Source organism: Janthinobacterium sp. 1_2014MBL_MicDiv, from assembly GCF_001865675.1.
Taxonomy (GTDB): Bacteria; Pseudomonadota; Gammaproteobacteria; order Burkholderiales; family Burkholderiaceae_D; genus Janthinobacterium.
In genome coordinates this window covers 548,794-569,454 of sequence record NZ_CP011319.1, presented here as the reverse complement: position 1 = coordinate 569,454, position 20,661 = coordinate 548,794, and the positions used below count along the sequence as shown (strand labels likewise).

16 protein-coding genes are annotated in these 20,661 nt (G+C 63.6%); 2 read left to right on the top strand and 14 right to left on the bottom strand.

Annotated features, from left to right (window positions below; all coding sequences use genetic code 11):
* The first annotated feature begins 6 nt into the window (after positions 1 to 6).
* A complete protein-coding gene (locus YQ44_RS02450; RefSeq protein WP_071322020.1) occupies positions 7 to 945 on the top strand; it encodes a carbohydrate kinase family protein in 939 nt (312 codons plus the stop codon).
* A 115-nt stretch (positions 946 to 1,060) separates the two neighbouring features.
* Here YQ44_RS02450 and YQ44_RS02445 read toward each other — a convergent pair whose 3' ends face one another.
* Complete coding sequence (locus tag YQ44_RS02445; protein WP_232251036.1) at positions 1,061 to 1,594, bottom strand: YggT family protein; 534 nt, start codon at positions 1,592 to 1,594, stop codon at positions 1,061 to 1,063.
* A gap of 292 nt (positions 1,595 to 1,886) precedes the next feature.
* Here YQ44_RS02445 and YQ44_RS29250 point away from each other — a divergent pair, with 292 nt between their 5' ends.
* The gene (locus YQ44_RS29250; RefSeq protein ID WP_198043861.1) at positions 1,887 to 2,897 is read left to right on the top strand and encodes a hypothetical protein; all 1,011 of its coding nucleotides are present in this window, start codon (positions 1,887 to 1,889) and stop codon (positions 2,895 to 2,897) included.
* A gap of 878 nt (positions 2,898 to 3,775) precedes the next feature.
* Here the strand turns inward: YQ44_RS29250 and YQ44_RS02435 are convergent.
* From YQ44_RS02435 to YQ44_RS02375, 13 genes are all read right to left on the bottom strand, one after another.
* Positions 3,776 to 4,927, bottom strand: a complete 1,152-nt coding sequence (locus tag YQ44_RS02435) for a ribonucleotide-diphosphate reductase subunit beta (RefSeq protein ID WP_071322017.1) — start codon at positions 4,925 to 4,927, stop codon at positions 3,776 to 3,778.
* Positions 4,928 to 5,126: 199 nt separating this feature from the next.
* Positions 5,127 to 8,078 (bottom strand): ribonucleoside-diphosphate reductase subunit alpha, encoded by a 2,952-nt coding sequence (locus YQ44_RS02430; protein WP_071322016.1) that lies wholly within the window; start codon positions 8,076 to 8,078, stop codon positions 5,127 to 5,129.
* A 394-nt stretch (positions 8,079 to 8,472) separates the two neighbouring features.
* Complete coding sequence (ampD, locus tag YQ44_RS02425) at positions 8,473 to 9,084, bottom strand: 1,6-anhydro-N-acetylmuramyl-L-alanine amidase AmpD (RefSeq protein WP_071322015.1); 612 nt, start codon at positions 9,082 to 9,084, stop codon at positions 8,473 to 8,475.
* 13 nt (positions 9,085 to 9,097) lie between these two features.
* Positions 9,098 to 10,162 carry a sigma 54-interacting transcriptional regulator gene (locus YQ44_RS02420; RefSeq protein WP_071322014.1) on the bottom strand — a complete coding sequence of 355 codons (1,065 nt, stop codon included), beginning with the start codon at positions 10,160 to 10,162 and terminating at the stop codon, positions 9,098 to 9,100.
* 128 nt (positions 10,163 to 10,290) lie between these two features.
* Positions 10,291 to 10,551, bottom strand: a complete 261-nt coding sequence (locus tag YQ44_RS02415; protein WP_071322013.1) for a PP0621 family protein — start codon at positions 10,549 to 10,551, stop codon at positions 10,291 to 10,293.
* Positions 10,548 to 11,351, bottom strand: coding sequence for a cytochrome C assembly family protein (locus tag YQ44_RS02410; RefSeq protein WP_071322012.1), 804 nt, complete (start codon positions 11,349 to 11,351; stop codon positions 10,548 to 10,550). Before YQ44_RS02410 ends, YQ44_RS02415 begins: the two co-directional genes overlap by 4 nt.
* Before the next feature lie 256 nt (positions 11,352 to 11,607).
* Positions 11,608 to 12,597: an ABC transporter substrate-binding protein gene (locus YQ44_RS02405; RefSeq protein ID WP_071322011.1), complete on the bottom strand. Its 990-nt coding sequence runs from the start codon at positions 12,595 to 12,597 to the stop codon at positions 11,608 to 11,610.
* A 147-nt stretch (positions 12,598 to 12,744) separates the two neighbouring features.
* Entirely contained in the window at positions 12,745 to 14,739 is a 1,995-nt protein-coding gene (locus tag YQ44_RS02400; RefSeq protein ID WP_071322010.1) for a MacB family efflux pump subunit, read from the bottom strand.
* Between the two features lie 5 nt (positions 14,740 to 14,744).
* Positions 14,745 to 15,932: an efflux RND transporter periplasmic adaptor subunit gene (locus YQ44_RS02395; RefSeq protein ID WP_071322009.1), complete on the bottom strand. Its 1,188-nt coding sequence runs from the start codon at positions 15,930 to 15,932 to the stop codon at positions 14,745 to 14,747.
* 91 nt (positions 15,933 to 16,023) lie between these two features.
* Complete coding sequence (locus tag YQ44_RS02390; RefSeq protein WP_071322008.1) at positions 16,024 to 16,365, bottom strand: DUF3325 domain-containing protein; 342 nt, start codon at positions 16,363 to 16,365, stop codon at positions 16,024 to 16,026.
* Positions 16,362 to 18,065 (bottom strand): PepSY-associated TM helix domain-containing protein, encoded by a 1,704-nt coding sequence (locus tag YQ44_RS02385; RefSeq protein ID WP_071322007.1) that lies wholly within the window; start codon positions 18,063 to 18,065, stop codon positions 16,362 to 16,364. The genes YQ44_RS02390 and YQ44_RS02385 overlap by 4 nt, the downstream gene beginning before the upstream one ends.
* Positions 18,062 to 18,343, bottom strand: coding sequence for a hypothetical protein (locus YQ44_RS02380; protein ID WP_083411604.1), 282 nt, complete (start codon positions 18,341 to 18,343; stop codon positions 18,062 to 18,064). Before YQ44_RS02380 ends, YQ44_RS02385 begins: the two co-directional genes overlap by 4 nt.
* Before the next feature lie 116 nt (positions 18,344 to 18,459).
* On the bottom strand, positions 18,460 to 20,646 hold the full coding sequence (locus YQ44_RS02375; protein ID WP_083411603.1) for a TonB-dependent siderophore receptor: 2,187 nt from the start codon (positions 20,644 to 20,646) through the stop codon (positions 18,460 to 18,462).
* Between the last annotated feature and the right edge of the window lie 15 nt (positions 20,647 to 20,661).

Below are 20,661 nucleotides of genomic sequence, written 5' to 3'. Positions count from 1 at the left end.
ACTATCATGACTAAAACATCGTTGATCTGCGGCTCGCTTGCCACCGACACCATCATGCAATTCCCCGGCCGCTTCGGCGAATCGCTGCTGGCCGACCAGCTGCACAAGGTAAACGTGTCCTTCCTCGTGCCCACCATGCGCACCGAGTTTGGCGGCTGCTCGGGCAATATCGCCTACAGCCTGAAAATGCTGGGCGGCGAGCCGCGCATCGTCGGCGTCATGGGCCAGGACAGCGCCGCCTACCTGGAACGCCTGCAAAAGCTGGGCATTTCCACCGCCAACATCCTGATCAAGGCCGACAGCTACAACGCGCAGTGCTTCGTCACCGCCGATGCGGACAATAACCAGATCAACGCCTTCCATCCGGGCGCCATGTCGTTCGCGCATGAAAACCCGATCGCCAATGCGGGCCCGGCCAAGGTCGCCATCATTTCGCCGGACGGCGACCTTGGCATGCTCAAGCACGCCGCCGACCTGGCCGAGCTGGGCATCCCTTTCATGTTTGATCCAGGTCAGCAGTTGCCGCGTTTTAACGGCGAGCAGTTGATCGACTTCATCAACAAAGCCACGTATGTGTCGGCCAACGACTATGAAATGGAAATGTTGATGGAACGCACAGGTCTGACCCTGCCGGAAATCGCCAGCCGCCTGGAAGCGCTGATCGTCACGCGCGGCGAAAAGGGTTCGGAAATCTATACGGACGGCAAGCGCATCGACATCCCTGTCGTTGCCGCCAAGGAAGTGCTGGATCCCACCGGCTGCGGCGATGCCTACCGCGCCGGCTTGCTGTTCGGCATCACCAACGACCTGGGCTGGGAAACCAGCGGCCGCCTGGCCAGCCTGCTGGGCGCCATCAAGATCGCCACCCAGGGCGCGCAAAACCACGTGTTTACGCCAGCCAGCATCGCCGACCAGTTCGAAGCGGCGTTCGGCTACCGCTATTAATCTGTAGGTCGGATTAGCGCGGTAAAACCGCGCGTAATCCGACAACATCGTTAGCATGACAAGTGGTGATGTCGGGTTACGCTACGCTAACCCGGCCTACGCCACCACCTCACCGTCATCGCACCACAAAAATCATCCCCACCAGCACTTGCGCGATCTGCAGCAGAATCAGGGCCACCAACAGCGACAGGTCCAGGCTGCCGACCAGCGGCACCACCTTGCGGATCGGACGCAGCAGCGGCTCGTTCAGGGCCCGTACGAAGGGCGCCAGCGGCGCATGCGGGTTGACCCAGCTGAAGATGGCTTCGATGATCAGCAAGGCCATGAAACCGTAGAGTATCCATTGCAGGAAGCGTTGCAGCGATTTGAGCAGCACCGCTTCGACCGGGTAACCGGAAATAAACAGGACCGTACTGGCCAGCAACACAATCAGGAAGGCGCCGATCAGGCTGGCCCAGTCATATCCGCCCACGCCCGGCACCACGCGGCGCAGGGGACGCACCAGCCAGTCGGACAATTGAAAGGTGAATTGCGCCACGGACGACGGCGGCCGCACGCGTACCGCCTGCATCCAGAAGCGCAGCAGCAAGACCCCGCCCAGCAGAGTGGCAATGGTATCAACGATCAATGTAAGGATAACGATCAGCACGACAAATTCTCCAAAAAAAAACCGCTGTGTGATTGAGTCACACAGCGGCGTGTTGCCTCATCCAGGCATCCGTATCGTGGAAATTACGATGGGCGGGTGCTGGTTGGGAATGGCCAGGCTGCAGCCGGTGCCAACACGGTTTTTGCTACAGGTGCGATAGGTGCCGATGGCTTGGCGGCAGGAGCTGCCTTCTTCGGCGCGGCCTTTTTAGGCGCGGCCTTCTTGGCGGCTGGCTTGGCGGCCACGGCGGCTGGTGCCGCTGGAGCTGCCGCTGCCGGCGCTGCTGCGGCCGGTGCTGCTGCCACGACTGGCGCTGCAGCTGGCTTGGCAGCAGGTTTCGCTGCGGCTTTCGCTGCCGGCTTGGCGGCTGGCTTGGCTGCAGCTTTTGCTGCCGGCTTCGCTGCTACCTTGGCCGCTGGCTTCGCTACCGGTTTTGCGGCTACCTTGGCGGCAGGTTTCGCTGCGACCTTGGCTGCCGGCTTGGCCGCTGGCTTCGCGGCAACTTTGGCGGCTGGCTTGGCTGCAGCTTTTGCTGCTGGCTTCGCTGCTACCTTGGCCGCTGGCTTGGCTGCAGCTTTTGCTGCTGGCTTCGCTGCGGTTTTTGCTGCTGGCTTCGCTGCTACCTTGGCTGCTGGCTTCGCTGCAGCTTTTGCTGCTGGCTTGGCTGCTGCTTTGGCGGCCGGCTTGGCTGCTGCCTTGGCGACGACTTTTTTCGCTGCTGGCTTGGCTACCGCTTTGGCGGCCGGCTTCGCTGCTGCCTTGGCCGCAGGTTTCGCTGCGGCTTTTTTCACCGCTGGCTTCGCCGCAGCTTTTGCTGCTGGCTTGGCGGCAGCTTTCGCTGCTGGCTTCGCTGCTACCTTGGCCGCTGGCTTGGCTGCAGCTTTTGCTGCTGGCTTTGCTGCTGCCTTGGCAACGACTTTTTTCGCCGCTGGCTTGGCTGCTGCCTTGGCGACAGGTTTGGCTGCTGCCTTGGCCGCAGGTTTCGCTGCGGCTTTTTTCACCGCTGGCTTGGCTGCTGCCTTGGCGGCAGGTTTCGCTGCGGCTTTCGCTGCCGGCTTGGCTGCCGGTTTGGCGGCGGCTTTTTTCGCTACAGGCTTGGCTGCTGCCTTCGCGGCAGGTTTCGCTGTGGCTTTCGCTGCCGGCTTGGCGGCCGGTTTTACTGCGGCCTTGGCCGCTGGTTTCGCGGCGGCTTTCGCTACTGGTTTTGCTGCCGGCTTGGCAGCCACTTTTGCCGCAGGCTTGGCTGCGGTTTTGGCGACTGGTTTGGCGGCTGGTTTCGCTGCGGCTTTGGCAGCTGGTTTAGCGGCAACCGTCTTCGCTGCGGCTGCCGGCTTCTTCGCGGCAGGAGCAGCCTTGGCGGCTGGTTTCTTTACTTCTGATTTCTTAGCGGCTGTTGCCATTTGTCTCTCCTTCATCTGAGATGAGAAATTTAAGCTACAAGATTTAAACCCGTCCGACCCACCACAGGGATAGGCCAGGCGAATTATTCATCGGCACAAACGGTCGTTTGCGCTAATGAATTCGGCACCAGCTGAACTGCTGCAACTCCTCACGTTTGCAGCACTTCAGCCATCGTCGGTGCCACCCTGCTTTATCTCGCAGCTGGTGGCAAAGTCTGAATTCGGTCATTCGTTTTCGATGCCGTGCGTTTTTTCGCTCCTCGCATCGCGCTCGCTACAACACCCATGCGTCAAATAAAAAACCGCCATGCCTGAAAAAATTCGGGCACGGCGGCAGACGAAAACGGTGTGGTTTTGTGCATATCCGTGTAAATCTGTATCCCTGTTTTGCGAGGTTTTTTCGCTACCGCGCTGGTTAAAAAACCCCGCATTCTAACGCTCGCATTTGCAATCTCATAAAGTACACGAAAACCTTGTCAATGCGCAACCGGCACGACACGTTTTCGCCCGCTTTTTTGCACGATACGCGTGCTATCGCACAATCGCGCGCCAAATGCCGCCGCCAGCGTATGCGGAAACGATATTTTCAGCCTGCGATGCGGCCGCGCGCGGGCTGCGAAAAAACCGGCGCCAGTCTCTTCGCGGCGCCCGCTCCGCATGCATTTTCATGTCGTGCCGATGGCGCTTTCTTGTGTCCTCTGGCGGCGGCATTTTTCAGCGCCGCGCACGAAAAAAAAGCGCCGTCACGAGGACGGCGCTTCTGGCTTTGAAGAGCGAAAGCTTATTCCCAGTTCAGCGCACCGCCGGTCTGGTACTCGGTCACGCGCGTCTCGAAGAAGTTGCGTTCCTTCTTCATGTCGATCATCTCGCTCATCCATGGGAATGGATTTTCCTCTTGCGCGAACAGCGGCTCGATGCCGATCTGCTGCGCGCGGCGGTTGGCGATGAAGCGCAGGTAACCCTTGAACATCGGCGCGTTCAGACCCAGCACGCCGCGTGGCATGGTGTCTTCCGCGTACGCATATTCCAGTTCCACGGCTTTCATGAACAGGTCCTTGATCTCTTCGCGGAAGGCGGCTGTCCACAGCTGCGGGTTTTCCATCTTGATCGTGTTGATCAAGTCGATGCCGAAGTTGCAGTGCATCGATTCGTCGCGCAGGATGTACTGGTACTGCTCGGCCGCGCCCATCATCTTGTTCTGGCGGCCCAGCGCCAGGATCTGCGTGAAGCCGACGTAGAAGAACAGGCCTTCCATCAGGCAGGCGAAGACGATCAGGGACTTCAGCAGCTTCTGGTCGTTTTCCACCGTGCCGGTGACAAACGCAGGGTCGGTCAGGGTGTTGATGAACGGGATCAGGAATTCATCCTTGTCGCGGATCGACTTGACTTCGTTGTAGGCGTTGAAGATCTCGCCTTCGTCCAGGCCCAGGGATTCGACGATGTACTGGTAGGCGTGCGTGTGGATCGCTTCCTCGAACGCCTGGCGCAGCAGGTACTGGCGGCATTCCGGCGCCGTGATGTGGCGGTAGGTGCCCAGCACGATGTTGTTGGCGGCCAGCGAGTCGGCGGTCACGAAGAAGCCCAGGTTGCGCTTGACCAGGCGGCGCTCGTCGTCCGTCAGGCCGTTCGGGTTCTTCCACAGCTCGATATCGCGCTGCATGTTCACTTCCTGCGGCATCCAGTGGTTGGCGCAACCGGCCAGGTATTTGTCCCACGCCCACTTGTACTTGAACGGCACCAGCTGGTTGACGTCCGTCTTGCCGTTGATGATACGCTTGTCATCGGCATTCACGCGGCGCGCCACTTGCTCGGCGTTCGCTTCGGACGGCTCGGCGCCCGCTGGCAGGTTCAATTCGGTATTTCCCAGTGGCGCTTGCTGCGCCGGACGCGGCGCAGCTGCCGACGTGGTTTCATCATCCCAAGACAACGACATAATCTTCTTCCTTTCCATGCCGGTTCACCGGCGTCTGCAACAGGCCCGTTGTACCGGGCAATACAGACATTAACAACATTGAATCAACCCGGCCGTACCGGGCTGACAACTAAAATTTATACTAAAAACCGTCGCACGCAAGCCCGATACCGGGCAAGTGGCGCAGCCGCACTTCAGAAAGCGGGCTGCGCGCCGGGTTTTACTGGCAGGCTTCGCATTCTTCAAAGCCATCGTCGCCTGGACGCAGGTAGCAGGCTTCGCCATCGGCGTCGTCCGCTGCCGCTGCCACTGCTGGCGCCACGGCCACCGCTGCTGCAGCCACCACGGCTGCCTGGGCGCTCTGTGCGCTGGCCGACATGCCGCCGTCGACTGCCACGGCATTCAGGGCGCCCGTCTTGGAGGTCGATTTCTCCATGTGGGTGGCGGCGATGGTGCGCAGGTAGTAAGTGGTTTTCAGGCCACGCAGCCATGCCAGCTTGTAGGTTTCGTCCAGCTTCTTGCCGGAAGCACCCGCCATGTAGATGTTCAGCGACTGCGCCTGGTCGATCCACTTCTGGCGACGCGAAGCCGCTTCCACCAGCCAGCTTGGCGATACTTCAAAGGCCGTCGCATAGATGTCGCGCAGGTCTTGCGGGATGCGGTCGATCTTCACCAGCGAGCCGTCGAAGTACTTCAGGTCCGAGATCATGACTTCATCCCACAGGTCGCGCGCCTTCAGGTCGCGCACCAGGTAGCCGTTGATCTCGGTGAATTCGCCCGACAGGTTCGATTTCACGTACAGGTTCTGGAACGTCGGCTCGATACAGGCCGATACGCCGATGATGTTCGAGATCGTCGCCGTCGGGGCGATCGCCACGCAATTCGAGTTGCGCATGCCGAACTTGGCGATGCGCTCGCGCACCGGGGTCCAGTCCATGGCCGACGAGGAATCGACTTCCAGGTAGCCGCCGCGCTCTTCGGCCAGCAGTTTGACCGAGTCTTGCGGCAGGATGCCGCGGTCCCACAGCGAGCCGGCGTACGATTCATAGCGGCCGCGCTCTTCGGCCAGTTCCGTCGACGCCAGGTAGGCGTAGTAGCAGACGGCTTCCATCGAGGTGTCGGCAAACGACACGGCGGCATCCGAGGCGAACGGCACGCGCATCATGTGCAGGCAGTCCTGGAAGCCCATCACGCCCATGCCGACCGGACGGTGGCGCATGTTCGAATTGCGCGCCTTGTCGACGGCGTAGTAGTTGATGTCGATGACGTTGTCGAGCATGCGCATGGCGGTGCGGATGGTCTTGGCCAGCTTGACGTGATCGAGCTTGCCTTCTTTCATGTGCGCCGGCATGTTCACGGAACCGAGGTTGCAGACGGCGATTTCGTCAGGACCCGTGTTCAGCGTGATTTCCGTGCACAGGTTCGAGCTGTGGACGACGCCGACGTGCGACTGCGGGCTGCGGATGTTGCACGGATCCTTGAAGGTGATCCATGGGTGGCCCGTTTCAAACAGCATCGACAGCATCTTGCGCCACAGGTCCAGCGCGGCGATCTTCTTGAACGAACGCATTTCGCCGGCGGCGGCCTTGGCTTCGTAGCCCAGGTACGCCTTTTCAAAGGCCTTGCCGACCAGGTCGTGCAAGTCCGGCGTTTCGGATGGCGAGAACAGGGTCCACTCGCCTTTTTCCATGACGCGCTTCATGAACATGTCGGGAATCCAGTTCGCCGTGTTCATGTCGTGCGTGCGGCGGCGGTCGTCGCCCGTGTTCTTGCGCAGGTCGAGGAATTCCTCGATGTCCATGTGCCAGGTTTCCAGGTAGGCGCAGACGGCGCCCTTGCGCTTGCCGCCCTGGTTGACTGCCACGGCCGTGTCGTTGACCACTTTCAGGAACGGCACCACGCCTTGCGACTTGCCGTTGGTGCCCTTGATGTGGGCGCCCAGGGCGCGCACTGGCGTCCAGTCGTTGCCCAGGCCGCCTGCGTACTTGGCCAGCAGCGCGTTGTCCTTGATGGCGTCGTAGATGCCTTCGAGGTCATCCGACACGGTGCTCAGGTAGCACGACGACAGCTGCGAGCGCAGGGTGCCCGAGTTGAACAGGGTCGGGGTCGAGCTCATGAAGTCGAACGAGGACAGCAGCTTGTAGAACTCGATGGCGCGCGCTTCGCGGTCCGCTTCGTTCAGCGACAGGCCCATGGCCACGCGCATGTAGAAGGCCTGCGGCATTTCGATGCGCACGTCATGGATGTGCAGGAAGTAGCGGTCATACAGGGTTTGCAGGCCGATGTAACCGAATTGCAAGTCGCGGTCGGCGACGATGGCTTTCGCCAGGCGTTCCAGGTCGAAGCTGGCCAGTACCGGATTCAGCAGGTCGTTGGCGATGCCCTTGGCAATATATGCGGGGAAATACGTCAGGTATTCGGCGGCAGCGGCCGCTTGCGGCACTTCCTTGCCGAACACTTCCTTGCGCACCGTGTGCAGCAGGATGCGGGCCGTGACCTGGCTGTAGGCCGGATCTTTTTCCATCAGCGCGCGCGCCGCCAGGATGGCCGACTTGTGCAGCTCTTCGACGGGCACGCCGTCGTACAGGTTTTTCACGGTCTCGGCCAGGATGGCGTCGGCATCGACGTGCTTTTCCAGGCCGGCGCAAGCGGCGTTGATCAGGTCGCGCACTTCCTGCATGTCCAGCAGGCGGCGCACGCCGTTGTCGGTGACGTTCAGCTGGGGCGCCGTGACTTGCGCGGAAGCGCCTTGCGCTTCCTTCTGCAGGCGGCGCTCTTCCATGTGCTTGGCGCGGTACAGCACGTAGGCACGCGCCACGTCATGCTCGCCCGAACGCATCAGCGACAATTCCACCTGGTCTTGCACGTCTTCGATATGGAAGGTGCCGCCGCCCGGATGGCGGCGCACCAGCGCGGCCACGACACCGTCAGTCAATTGTTCCACCAGTTCGCGGATGCGTGCCGACGCCGCGCCCTGGCCGCCGTTAACGGCCAAAAACGCCTTGGTCATGGCGATGGCGATCTTCGAAGGCTCAAATGCCACCACCGCACCGTTGCGGCGGATGATGCGATAGTCGCCCAAGGCTGCGCCGGTACTTGCCACGCTGTGGGCCGCGCTGGGCGCTGGCGATGCTGGCGTTGGATTGATGGAAATATCTTGAGGTGATTGCATTGAAGCTCCCGTTGTCAGCTAAAGTCAGCCTGCAGTTTTGCTGCCGCGTGTGTTGTTGAATAGAACGCCCGATGCTCAGGGTTTCTTCAGGTAATATTGTTGCTAAATAATAAATTCATAATGCGCAAACAGGGTCAGAATCCATATTGCCAAACCGTACTGCCGGGCTGGCGCGAAACACGATCAAGGGTGATAAACCGCCAGTTCCCGTTGCCATACCGGCAAGCAGGGTAGCTTTGACAATAATTCTGAAAACGTCTGAGATGGCACTACATATAGTCTTTAAATCCAAGTTCTGCACTAATTGTAGTGCCCATCGAAATGGGATGCAATAGTTTTCCGGCATCCGCCAGCGTAATTTTTTGTACTTTCTTATACGATTTCGGTTGACTTTTCAGGGCAGCGGCGGGAAGCCCAATGCCCGCGAAGTAAGCGCTAACGCAGCTTGCCGCGCCAGGGTTTCCAGCCAGCATACTTGATAAAAATGCCAGTCGAAAAATGGCCCCGGATCCGTCTTCCTGCCCGGCGCAATATGTTCATGTCCACGCACCTGGCTCAGCCCGTAGCGCGCCACCAGCGCCGCCGTCAATGCCGCCAGGACATGGTATTGCCGCGGCTGGAAGGGCACGCAGTCCGAGCCTTCCATTTCGATACCGATCGAATATCCATTGCACTGCGGGCGTCCCTCGAACGAGGACGTGCCGGCATGCCAGGCGCGCTGGTCAGCCGAAACATATTGCAACAACGCACCATCGCGCCGCACAAAAAAGTGCGCCGACACCTGCAAGCCACGCAGGTCGGCGAAAGAAGGATCGGCATTATAATCTACCCGGCCGGTAAACAAGTCCGACACATGCGGCCCGCCAAAGTGGCCACCCGGCAAACTGATGTTATGGATCACCAGCAAGTCGATTTGCGCGCCATCGGGCCGCGCATCCCAGTACGGCGATTCGTAGCGCACGGCGCCATCGCACCAGCCGTCTTCATCTATCTTCCATGCCGTCATCAAGCCGGGGCTCCTATATCGTCAATTTTTGCATTCTGTAACGCAACTGGCGCACGCTGAGCCCCAGTTGCCGCGCCGCCCGCCCGCGGTGATAGCGTTCCCGCTCCAGCGCCAGCACGATCATGTCGCGCTCGGCCCGGCACAGATACGCCGCCAATGGCAGGACGGCCACCTCGCCGCGCGCCGCCATGCCGGGCAGCGACAGTTGCCGCTCCAGTCCGGGCACCGCCGCTTCCAAGGGCACGGCGCCAGCTGCAGCGCGCATCGGGACCGCAGCCGGGACCGGAACGGCTGGCGGCAAGCCCAGGCCGTCGAGCGCGATCACGCCGCCGTCGGCAAAAGCCAGCGCCCGTTCCAGCAGGTTTTCCAGCTCGCGCACATTGCCTGGAAACGCATAATTGCCCAGTGCCGCCAGCACCGGCGGCGCCAGCCGCACGGTCTGCCTTGGCGCCAGGCGCGCCAGTATCGCCTCACATAATACCTGCAGATCGCCGAGCCGTTCCCGCAACGGCGGCACGGCCAGCTCGATCACATTGAGCCGGTAATACAGATCGCGGCGAAAGGTGCCGGCCGCCACGCCGCGCGCCAGGCCATGCTGGCTGGCGCACAGGATGCGCACATCGACGGCTTCGTCGGTGCTGCCGCCCAGCTTGCGCACGCGGCGCTCCTGCAGGGCGCGCAACAGCTTTACCTGCATGGCCAGCGGCAGGTCGTCGACTTCATCGAGCAGCAGGCTGCCGCCGTGCGCGGCCTGGAACAGGCCCTGCCGTTCATGCAGCGCGCCCGTATAGGCGCCCTGGCGGCAGCCAAAGAATTCCGCCTCCATCAGCGCTTCGGGTATCGCCCCGCAATTGACGGCGATAAACGGAAAAGGGGCGCGCGCGCCCTGCGCATGGATGGCGCGCGCCGCCAACTCCTTGCCGCTGCCCGACTCGCCGCGGATGGCCACCGGCGCGCCGCAGCAGGCGATGCGGCCGATCTGCGCGCGCAGCGCCTGCATGGCGGCCGAGTTGCCACTCAATTGCGGTGCCGGCGGCATGCCGATGGCGGCCACGGTACGCGGGCTGAGGCGGGACATGGACTGGCCTTTCTGCGATGGCGCTACGGGTCGCTTCCTGCAGATGCTACGCCAGACTGGCGGTGGGGGACGTTACGATACGGATGAGCAATGCGGGAGGCGGCGGCCTACCTGCCCGCCGGCCGACACTACAGGGTGGCGTGCGCGTGACTGCAGTAATCGTGGCCCTTGGCCTGCACGTTTTCGGAAGCCGGGTAGTACACGCCGCAATGGGCGCAGCACAGCATCAGCTCGGCATCGGGCAATTCCTGCGGCCGGCCGGGCGGTGCAAACGGATGCGGCGGCTGTTGCTGCTGCGCGCGGGCGCGCTGCTGCATGCCGCGGATCTTGCTGCGGATAGCGAACAGCACCAGGAACACCAGCGCCAGCCAGAATAAAACACGTGTCATGCGAATCCTCGGTGTAAAACCACTTCAAGTACAAAACGGCTGCCGACATAGGCCAGTAGCAAGGTAGCGAAACCGGCCAGTGTAAAGCTCAAGGCCGTCTTGCCGCGCCAGCCGCGGAAGCGGCGACCGGCCAGCAAGGCGGCGAATAACAGCCACGACAGCATGGTAAACACTGACTTGTGATCCCAGTTCAATGCCTTGCCAAACAATTGTTCGGAAAACACAATGCCCGACAGGACGGTCAGACTGAGCAGGATGAAGCCCAGGCCGATCATGCGAAACAGCAACTTTTCCATCGTCAGCAGGGCCGGCAGCTGGTCCAGCGCGCTGCCGATGAAACCGCGGCTTTCGCTGCGCGTATGCAGGCGCGATTCCTGCAACGCCATCAACACGGCGTGGAAGGCGGCGATCGTCAGGGTGCTGTAGGCAAGCACGGCCACGGCGATATGCCAGCCGAAGACGGCCGACTTGCCTTCCATGCTGACCTGGCTGCCGGGAAAGGCCCATGCCAGGCCGATGGCGATGACGGCGCTGGGCATGACCATCCGGCGCAGCCCATCGAGGCTGAAATTGCGGTTTTCTATCCAGTAGGCGCCCACCGATACCCACAGCGCGGCCGACAGCATGGCGGAAAAACCGAAGCGCAAGGTGCCTGGCGCCATCAGGTCGAACCACAGGGTGGCGCCGTGCGCCAGCCAGGCCACGCCCGTCAGGCCGGCAATCAGCCGGGCCCGGGACGAGGGAAGCACCGCGCACACCACATACCCCAGGGCGGCGATGAGAAAGAAATAAGTCTGCATAGTTTAAGTTTACACCATAGCCGGCAAGCGCGATTCAAGCGACAGTATGGGCTATGGGCACTACGCCGCCAGCCGACACCGCAAGCCTGCCATGATATCGCGCCTGAGGCGTGACGGGGTGGCGCACCCTCAAGAATTCAACAATCTTTCGCGCCGCTGCCCGCCGCCTGCCTCGCCGCCTGCCTATATATATTAGTGTGCCGCAAAAAAATGATGGCCCGCTTAAGCGGGCCATCGGGCACTGCCGGTATCCGGTTTACTTGACGTTCAGGCTCTTCTTCGCCTGTTCCAGCAAATCCGTCTTGACCCAGTCCTTGGCCACGGGCGGCTTCGCCATGCGTCCCACGCCCGTCTTCACCATCACATCGGTGGTCACCTGGATATGCTCGGGCGTGATGTCGTAGGAATACGGCGAATTGCTGATCGCATCGTCGAAGTCATCCTTCGTGATCTGGCCACGGAACACCACTTCGCGCACGTATTTTTCCGCCGTCGCCTTGTTGTCGATAAAGGTCTTCGTCGCTTCGACGAAGCAGCGCATGAACTTTTCCGCCACGGGACGGCGTTCCTTGTAAAACTTTTCCGTCATCACCATGGTGCGCACGGGCTCGCCGATCGGCGTGTCGTACGGTTTCAGGATTTCCGTGCCGAAACCTTTGTTGATCGCCTGCGACGATTGCGGTTCCGATTGCATCATGGCATCGATATTCTTGCCCATCAGCGCCTGGTTCAAGTCCGCGTAGGCAAGGAACACCAGCTGCACGTCCTTGCCCTTGGTTTCGGAATACGTCAGGCCCGCTTGCGCCAGTTCGGCCAGCAGCAGCACTTCCTGGATGCCGCCGCGCGTCACGCCCACGCGCTTGCCCTTCAATTCCTTGACGCTGGCGATCTTTTGCCCCGCTCCGCCCACCAGGCGCGCGCCGCCCTTGGCAAAGCCGGCCACCACATAGATGGGCGCGCCGCCCGCGCGGCCGGAAATGGCGGCTTCGGAGGCCGTCGCTCCCACGTCCAGCTCGCCCGCGATGATGGCCTGCATCACGTCGAGGCCCTTGGCGAAGATATGCTCTTCCACCTTGATGCCGCACTTGGGCGCGATTTCCTTGATGTACGACACGGCGCCGTAATGGGCAAATTTCAAGTTACCAAGACGCACGACTTCCTGCGCCTGGGCCTGGACCGCGCCCACGCTGAAAGCCAGCATGAGGGCGGCGGTGATACCGGCCTTCAAGGTTAATTTCTTACGCATCGGGTTCTCCTGTGGTGGTTGGTGTGTGCCCGCAAGGGCAAAACTACGCGAAACACGGCTTTTTTATTATGGGGAGATAGTACCGCGTGTTAGAGCCAGGGCAACATTTTTTTGCCGGCAGCCATGCTGCCGGCGTTGCCACAATAGCTACTGTCCGGCCAGCGCCACGACAGGATCGAGCCCGGACGCCTTGCGCGCCGGCATGAAGCCAAATACCAGCCCCGTCACCACGGCGCAGGCAAAGGCGCCGCCGATGGCGCTCAGCGAAAAGATCACCGGCACTTCCCACACCAGCAGCACGGCGGCAAAGCTCACGCCGACGACGATGCCGGCCACGCCGCCCACCACCGACACCAGCACGGCTTCCGTGAGGAACTGGCGCAGAATGTCGCGCCGGCGCGCGCCCGTCGCCATGCGGATGCCGATCTCGCGCGTGCGTTCGCGCACCGTCATCAGCATCACGTTCATGACGCCGATGCCGCCCACCACCAGCGAGACGGCGGCGATCAGGCTGAGCATCATGGTCATGTTGTCCTGCGTGCGCGCCTCGGCGGCGATCGAGGCGGCCGCGTTGCTGATGCCGTAGTCGCGGATGCGGTGGCGCTCGAACATGACGGCGTCGACGGCTTTTTCCGTCTCGGCGATGCGTTTCACGTCGTCGGCCGCCAGCACGATATACGTGGGCTCGCGCTGGCCGAAGACGCGGATGCCGGCCGTGGAAAACGGCAGCAGCAGCACGTCGTCCTCGTCCTTGTCGCCCGTCAGCGCGCCCTTCTCGCTCATCACGCCGATCACCTGGAACGGCACGTTGCCGATCAGGATATTCTGTCCGACGGGATTGGCGATGTCGGGCATCAGCTTGTGCGCCAGGCGCCAGCCCAGCACGGCGACGGTGGCCATCTCGCGCTCATCCTGCTGCGTGAAGAAGCCGCCATAGGCCAGCGGCCAGGTCTGGATCTGCGGCAGCGCCGCGCCCGTGCCGCGCACATACGTCTGCACGTCGAGGTTGCCATGGCGAATCACCTTGTTGCCGGTGACATTCGGCAGCACGTGGGAAATGCCGGGCACTTCCTCGAGCGCCTCGAGGTCGGCCAGCGTGATGCTGCGCCCGGGGATGCGCGAGCTTTCGCCGATCGACGACATATATAAGAGGTTCGAGCCGAAGGCGCCCAGCTGCGCCATCACTTGCTGGCGCGTGCCCAGGCCGATGGCCAGCATGACGATCACGGAAGCGACGCCGATGATGATGCCGAGCAAGGTCAGGCCCGTGCGGAAGCGGTTGATCCACATCACGCGCCAGGCGGCGCGCGCCGCGTCGAGCAGTTCCGTGCCCAGCGAGGCGCCCGTATCGTGCGCGGCGCGCGACATGTCCAGCGGCGGCAGGGCCGTCGCCGTGGCGGGAATGGCGATGGCGCCCGAGTCTTCGACGATCTCGCCGTCGCTGATCTCGATCACGCGGCGCGCCTGGGCCGCCACCTTGCGGTCATGCGTGATCAGGATGATGGTGTGGCCGGCGTCGGCCAGTTCGCCCAGCAGGGCCATGACTTCGGCGCCGCTGGTGCTGTCCAGCGCCCCCGTCGGCTCATCGGCGAGGATGATGCGCCCGCCATTCATCAGCGCGCGCGCGATCGACACGCGCTGCTGCTGCCCGCCCGACAACTGGTTCGGCCGGTGGTCGAGCCGCTCGCCCAGCCCCAGGCGCTTGAGCAGCGCCTCGGAGCGGGCATGGCGGGCGGCCGCCGGCATGCCCGCGTACAGGGCCGGCACCTCCACGTTCTCGCGCGCCGATTCGGTGGCGATCAAATGGTAGCCCTGGAAGACGAAGCCGAACGCTTCGCGCCGCAGCCACGCCAGTTCATCGGGATTCAGGCTGGCCACGTCCTGGCCGGCAAAGCGGTAGCTGCCGTCGCTGGGCCGGTCGAGACAGCCCAGCAGGTGCATCAGGGTCGACTTGCCGGAACCGGACGCCCCGACGATGGCGACGAATTCGCCGGCGCCGATCGACAGCGTGACGCCGCGCAGCACTTCCACGGCCGGCGCGCCGTCATGTCCGCCATAGCGCTTGCGGATGCCTTGCAGTTCAATCAACGGCGCCGACGGCGCCGGCTGTCCCGGTTGCCCCAGCGACGCGGCCTCGCTCATCGCACTCATAGCTGGAACCTGCTGGCGCCGCTGCCGGCCGGCTGCTCGCCCGTCACCAGCAATTCGCCTTCGCGCAAGCCTTGCAGCACTTCCGCATTGAGGCGGTTGCGCACGCCCACGGTGACGGCGCGCGTATCGACCTTGCCCTCGGCATCCATCACGCGGGCCGTGAACTGCCCCGGCTTCGCGCCTTCCTCGGTCGACGGTTTCAGGGCCGGCAGGGGCACGGCCAGCACATTTTTCGCCGCCGCCGTGACAAACACCACCTGCGCCGTCATTTGCGGCATCAATTCGCCATCGGCGTTATCCACGTCGAACAGCACGGTATACAGAATCACCTTGCTGGTCGACGGCGCCAGGGCCGTGCCGGCGGCAGAGCCACCGGGCACCGGCGGCGCCGGCAGCACCTGCCGCACCTTGCCGCTCCAGCGCCGCTGGTCGCCGCCCAGGGTGGTGAAATACACGGGCATGTCCGGACGCACGCGGCGCACGTCCGCCTCCGACACTTCCGTCCACACCGTCATGGCCGACAAATCGGCGATGCGCAGGATGTTCGGCGTCTGGTACGTCGCGTTCAGGGTTTGCCCTTCCTTCGCATCCAGGCCCACCACGCTGCCGGCCATCGGCGCGTAGATGCGCGTATAGCCGAGGCGCGCCTCGTCGGCCTTCAGGCTCGCCTGGGTCTGGTCGATCTGCGCCTTCAGGTGGTCGATCTTGGCGGCGGCCGAGGCCAGGGTGGCTTCGGCTGTTTCCAGGTCGGCCAGCGGCGTGGAATCGAACTTGGCCATCTGCTTCTGGCGCCCATGCTGCTGGCCCGCCAGGCGGTGCTGCGCCTGCTGGTCGGCCAGCTGCGCGCGCAATCCCGCCAGGGCGGCGCGGCCCGCGTCGACCGTGGCTTGCTGCACGCTGGGGTCGATCTCGGCCAGCAACTGGCCTTTTTCCACGGCGCTGCCGGGCTGCACGTGCAGGCGCGTGATCTGGCCCGACACCTGGGCGCCCACGTCGACATAGGTTTGCGGTTGCAGGGTACCGATGGCCGTGACGCTGGCCTCGATGTTGCCGCGCTTGACGGGGGCCGTGTCGAACACGGTTTTCGGGCCGCGCGTGGCCCACAGGGCGCCGGCGCCGAACAGCGCCAGCAAGACCGCGCCGCCGAGGATGCGCGCGCGGCGGGAAGACAGGCGGGCCGCCATCAGGAAGCCACTTTCAATACAGTTAAAACATCGAACGGTGTCGCCAGGCGTGAAAATTGCATCAGTCTATCCTTGAAAATGGCAGTCAACATTACTGCAGGAACGTCACAAGCCCTGCCAGCGCGGCGACGGCTGCCAGCAGGGAACTACGAAACAGTACTTTGGGTGCATACGGCAGTAGCAGGGCCACCAGCAGCGCGCCGGCCGACAGGAAGCCCAGCCAGGCGACCACGCCGACGGTGGCGCTCCAGCCAGCCACGCAGGGCCAGATGGCCAGCGCCAGCAGGATGGCGCCCGCCAGTTGCAGCGCACGCCGCACATTCGGCGCGGCGTCGCGCCCCCAGACCTGGCCGTGATGGCGGTCCATCGCCAGCGAGAGGCTGGCCATGCCCGCATACGACAGGCCCAGCGCGCAGAGTATGGTGTTGATCATGACTGTCCTTCCGTAGTGACTTGCAGGCTGGCCGATGGCGCCTGGCTTTCCTTGCCGGCGGCCTTCCTGGCCGCTTTTTCCTTGCGCTTGTGGACTTTCCACGCGCCCCAGGCGGCCAGCAGGCCGAACGCCATGCTGCACAGTTCCACGCCGGCGCTTTCCCAGTCGCCGCGCGCGATCTGCGCCACCAGGCTGTCGCCTGTCGTGAGCACATTCAGCACGGGCAGCAGCAGGCACAGGGCGGCCAGCAGGCACAGTTGTTCGATCCACGCGCGCTTTTCCGCGCGCAGGCAGGCATGCACGAGCATCACGAACCACACGCCGAAGAAGGCGCGCACTTCCCAGCCGGCGCGCTGCTCGATGCCGACGGGGATCAGGCGGTTGGCCCACAGGAAGCCCACGCAGGCGATGGCCAGGCCGGCGATCGCCGCCACGTTCAGGCATTCGATGACGCGGTACACGCGCTGCGTATAGGCGCCGAATTCGCCGCCGGAGCGCTGGCGGCGCTTGACCATGAACAGGATGGCGCCGGTGCCCATCATGGCCGTGCCGGCCAGGCCGCAGAAGAAGTACAGCCAGCGCATCGGCGTGCCGCCGAAGCCGACCATGTGCAGGTTCGACATGACGGTGCGCGTCAGGCCTGCGCCGCCCGTGTCCGACTTGCCCGGCAGGCGCAAGGCGGTCTGCTCGCCCGTGGCCAGCGCATAGCAGGCCCTGCCCGTGTTGGCGCTGAGGCGCGTGAGCAGTTCCGTGTCCTCATTCCAGCCGTACATGCACACGCGCATGGAGGCGTCGTTCGGGTTGTCCAGCACCACGGCGCGGATTTCCTGGCCGATGGCCTGCTCGGCGCGCTGCGCGAACGACTCCAGCGCGGGAATGGCCAGCGGCTGGCCCGACCGCTCGGGCTTGCCCGCATCGTTCCAGTCGGCCAGGAAGGCGCGCTTGCCGTTTTCCATGCCATATTGGGCCACCACGGGGGCAGGCACATAGTCGTCGCTGAAGAAGGCCAGGCCCGTATAGGCGATCATGAACTGGAACGGCAGGGTCAGCACGGCCACCGCGTTGTGCGCGTCGAGCCACGAGCGCTGCCCTTTCGCCGGACGGAAGGTGAAGAAATCCTTGAAGATGCGCTTGTGCGTGATGACGCCGCTGACCAGCGCCACCAGCATGATCATGGTGGTGATGCCGACGATCCAGACACCGATGCGGCCCGCGTGCAGCTCGTAGTGGAAATCGACGAAATGGTGGCCGCCGATGGTTTCGCGCTCGGTCGCCTCGCGCGCATGCTCGACGACAGCGCCCGTCAGCGGATCGAGATCCGCCGAACCATAGCCGCCGCTGGGCTGGAACCAGTAGGCGGACAGGCCATGGCCCGGACGCTGCACGGGCCAGATTTCCCACATGTCCGCCTTCGGATGCTCTTTCGCCATGAAGTCCAGGGCCAGCTCCAGACGGTGTCCGCGGTCCGTGACCTTCGGCAGCGGCGGATCGTTCGCGTGCGCCGCCTCTTCCAGCGCGTGTTCGGGCGTCATCCAGTGGCCGATCGGGTCGTCGAAGACGGCCAGGGTACCGGTCATGAAGATGGCGAACAGCAGCCAGGAAATCCACAGGCCGCTCCACGTATGCAGCCAGGCCATGGCCTGGCGCAAGCCGCCCTGCTGTGGCGTCTTCGCCACCTTGTCCACCTTGACGGCGTTCATGCGGCACCCCGCGACAACAGCATGCCGATGCCGCCGCACAGGATGGCCGGCAGCAGCATGCCGATCCAGGCGCGGCGCAGGTCCTGCACGGCAAAGACCCAGATCACGGCGCCGGTGTACACGATAAAAGCGCTCAGGGTGGCCGTCAGCACGGCTTCGGCGCGCGACAGCGGCAGCACGGCCGACAGCAGCACGGCCACGCCGGACGTGAGCGCGTAGCCGCCGAAAATGGCGGCCAGCACGCGCGAAAACAACATCATGTTGGCCGATTTCATCATCGCGGCGCTCCTTGTAGCATACGCTGGTTCACGCCATCGCGGGCGCGGGCCACATTCAACTGCACATCCATAAGCCATGCATCCTTCATCAAGATAGGTCATTCAAAGTTATTAAGTTACAGCTTGTAATTGAGCGTCAGCATCACGTTGCGCGGCGCGCCGGGCAGGTTGCCGAAGACATCGGAATAAATGCTCTGGTAATAATGCTTGTCGAGCGCATTGTTGACGTTCAGGCGCAGCTCGGCGCGGCTGTCGACCTGCCAGGCCGCGTTCAGACCCAGGATCGCGTAGCGGCCCTGGCGCAGGTGATAGCTGCCGTCGCTCGATTCCGTCGCGCCCTGCCCGTACACGGAGGCGCCGACGCGCCAGCCCTGCGCCGCGCCCGACAGGCGGTAGCTGGTGGCCAGCTTGAGCTGCTGGCGCGGATAGCGGCTGTTGAAATCCTTGCCGATATTGGCCGGATCGCTGTCGCGCGTAAATTGCGCCTTCACATAGGTATAGCCGGCCGACAGCTGCCAGTCGGGCGTCAGCGCACCCGCCACGTCCAGTTCCACGCCTTCGCTGCGCACTTCGCCCGACGCGCGCTGGCAATAGCCCCAGGTGCTGCCGGGGCAGGGATTGGGACCATTGAGGTCGTCCACGCCGCGATTCTGCTGGCGGATCTGGAACACGGCCGCGCTGGCATTGAGGGCGCCGCCGAAGTATTCGCCCTTCACGCCGGCTTCGTAGTTGGTGCCGCTGATCGGCTTCAATGGCTGCGCGTTGGCGTCCGTGGACGCCTGCGGCTGGAAGATCTCGGTCCAGCTGGCGTACACGGAGTGCTGCTTGTCGAGGTCATACACGACACCGGCGTACGGCGTGAATTCGCGCGCCACCGAGTAGCCGGCGTCGTCTTTGTACCAGCTCAGGCGACCGCCCAGCACCAGCGACAGCGGATCGGCCAGGCGCATGCGCGTGCCGGCATACACGCCGCTTTGCTCGGTGATGCTGGCCGTGCGCCACTGCGCGTAGTTGATGACGGGGCGCGGCACGCTGCCCGTGTCCCAGTTGAACGGGTCGATCACGGGCGCCGCCGCACCCCAGCTGTACGGCGCCCAGCCGCCATAGCTGTTTTTCGACGAGCGGCGGTGGCTGGCGCCGACCGTCAGCTCGTGCTGGCGGCCGAACAGGCTGTAACTGCCGCTGGCATACGCTTCGTAGCTGGTGTTGGCCAGCTCGGCGCGGTAGCTCTGCGAATTGAAGCGCAGGGTATCGCCGCGGCGGTTGATGCCGGAAAACGTCGTGTCGATCTCGGGCGTCTTGCGCGTGGCCGCCAGCCTGGCCTTCCAGCCGTTGCCGAAGCGGTGTTCCAGTTCGGCGAAGAGGGTCTTGTCCGTCTGGCGCCAGTCATCGAAGTCGGTGCCCAGGTAGGTGGAGCGGGGCAACTGCAGGAAGCTGCCGTCGGCGGCCGTCACCACGCCCGTCACAACGCCGTCGTTATCGGTCTTGCGGTAGTGCGCGCCCAGAGTCAACGTGGTATCGGGGCGCAGGTCGGCCTCGATGACGCCGTACAGCTGGTGATTATGGCCATGCAGCACGTCGACGTAGTCCTGCTTGTCCTGCACCGTCACGACGACGCGCCCGCGCAGCGTCTTCGCTTCGTTGAGCGCGTTGGCCGCGTCGGCTTCCAGGCGGTAGTTGCTCCAGCTGCCCACGCTGGCCGAGAACGACGCCTGCGGCGTGGCCGTCGGGCGCTTGCGCACCAGATTGATGGCGGCGCTGGGCGTACCGCTGCCCGTCGTCAGGCCCGTGGCGCCGCGCACCACCTCGATGCGGTCGTAGATGGCCAGGTCGTCATTGTCGCCATTGAAGGTGCCGTTCGCGCCCAGGCTGGTCGGCAAGCCATCGAACAGGATGTTCTCGACGGGAAAGCCGCGCGCGCTGAAGCTGCCCGAATCGCCCGTGAAGTTACCTTTTTGCATGACCAGCCCCGTGATCGACTGCACGGCGTCATCGAGGGTGGTGATGCCCAGGTCGTCGATCTGCTGGCGCGTCAGCACGCTGACCGACTGCGGCGTCTCGCGCAGCGACATGTTCAGCCTGGTTGCCGTATTGCTCACGCCCGTCGTGTAGGAGCCGCTGCCTTCCGTCGCCGCATCGCGTCCCGCCGTCACCGACACGCCGCCCATGGTCTGCTCGGGCGCGGCCTGCTGGGCCAAGGCCGGCAGGCTGGCGGCCAGGCACAGGGTCGCTGCCGCTTGCGCCAGCGGGCGCAGTGCGGAAAGACGCGGTGTCGAAATGGCAATTTGCAAAGCGTGCGGCATGAAAAATCCTGAAAT

Coding starts and splice junctions, on each gene's coding strand:
- YQ44_RS02450 (WP_071322020.1), top strand. CDS start 7: ATGACTAAAACATCGTTGATCTGCGGCTCGCTTGCCACCGACACCATC.
- YQ44_RS02435 (WP_071322017.1), bottom strand. CDS start 4,927: ATGTCGTTGTCTTGGGATGATGAAACCACGTCGGCAGCTGCGCCGCGT.
- YQ44_RS02430 (WP_071322016.1), bottom strand. CDS start 8,078: ATGCAATCACCTCAAGATATTTCCATCAATCCAACGCCAGCATCGCCA.
- ampD (WP_071322015.1), bottom strand. CDS start 9,084: ATGACGGCATGGAAGATAGATGAAGACGGCTGGTGCGATGGCGCCGTG.
- YQ44_RS02420 (WP_071322014.1), bottom strand. CDS start 10,162: ATGTCCCGCCTCAGCCCGCGTACCGTGGCCGCCATCGGCATGCCGCCG.
- YQ44_RS02415 (WP_071322013.1), bottom strand. CDS start 10,551: ATGACACGTGTTTTATTCTGGCTGGCGCTGGTGTTCCTGGTGCTGTTC.
- YQ44_RS02410 (WP_071322012.1), bottom strand. CDS start 11,351: ATGCAGACTTATTTCTTTCTCATCGCCGCCCTGGGGTATGTGGTGTGC.
- YQ44_RS02405 (WP_071322011.1), bottom strand. CDS start 12,597: ATGCGTAAGAAATTAACCTTGAAGGCCGGTATCACCGCCGCCCTCATG.
- YQ44_RS02400 (WP_071322010.1), bottom strand. CDS start 14,739: ATGAGCGAGGCCGCGTCGCTGGGGCAACCGGGACAGCCGGCGCCGTCG.
- YQ44_RS02395 (WP_071322009.1), bottom strand. CDS start 15,932: ATGGCGGCCCGCCTGTCTTCCCGCCGCGCGCGCATCCTCGGCGGCGCG.
- YQ44_RS02390 (WP_071322008.1), bottom strand. CDS start 16,365: ATGATCAACACCATACTCTGCGCGCTGGGCCTGTCGTATGCGGGCATG.
- YQ44_RS02385 (WP_071322007.1), bottom strand. CDS start 18,065: ATGAACGCCGTCAAGGTGGACAAGGTGGCGAAGACGCCACAGCAGGGC.
- YQ44_RS02380 (WP_083411604.1), bottom strand. CDS start 18,343: ATGATGAAATCGGCCAACATGATGTTGTTTTCGCGCGTGCTGGCCGCC.
- YQ44_RS02375 (WP_083411603.1), bottom strand. CDS start 20,646: ATGCCGCACGCTTTGCAAATTGCCATTTCGACACCGCGTCTTTCCGCA.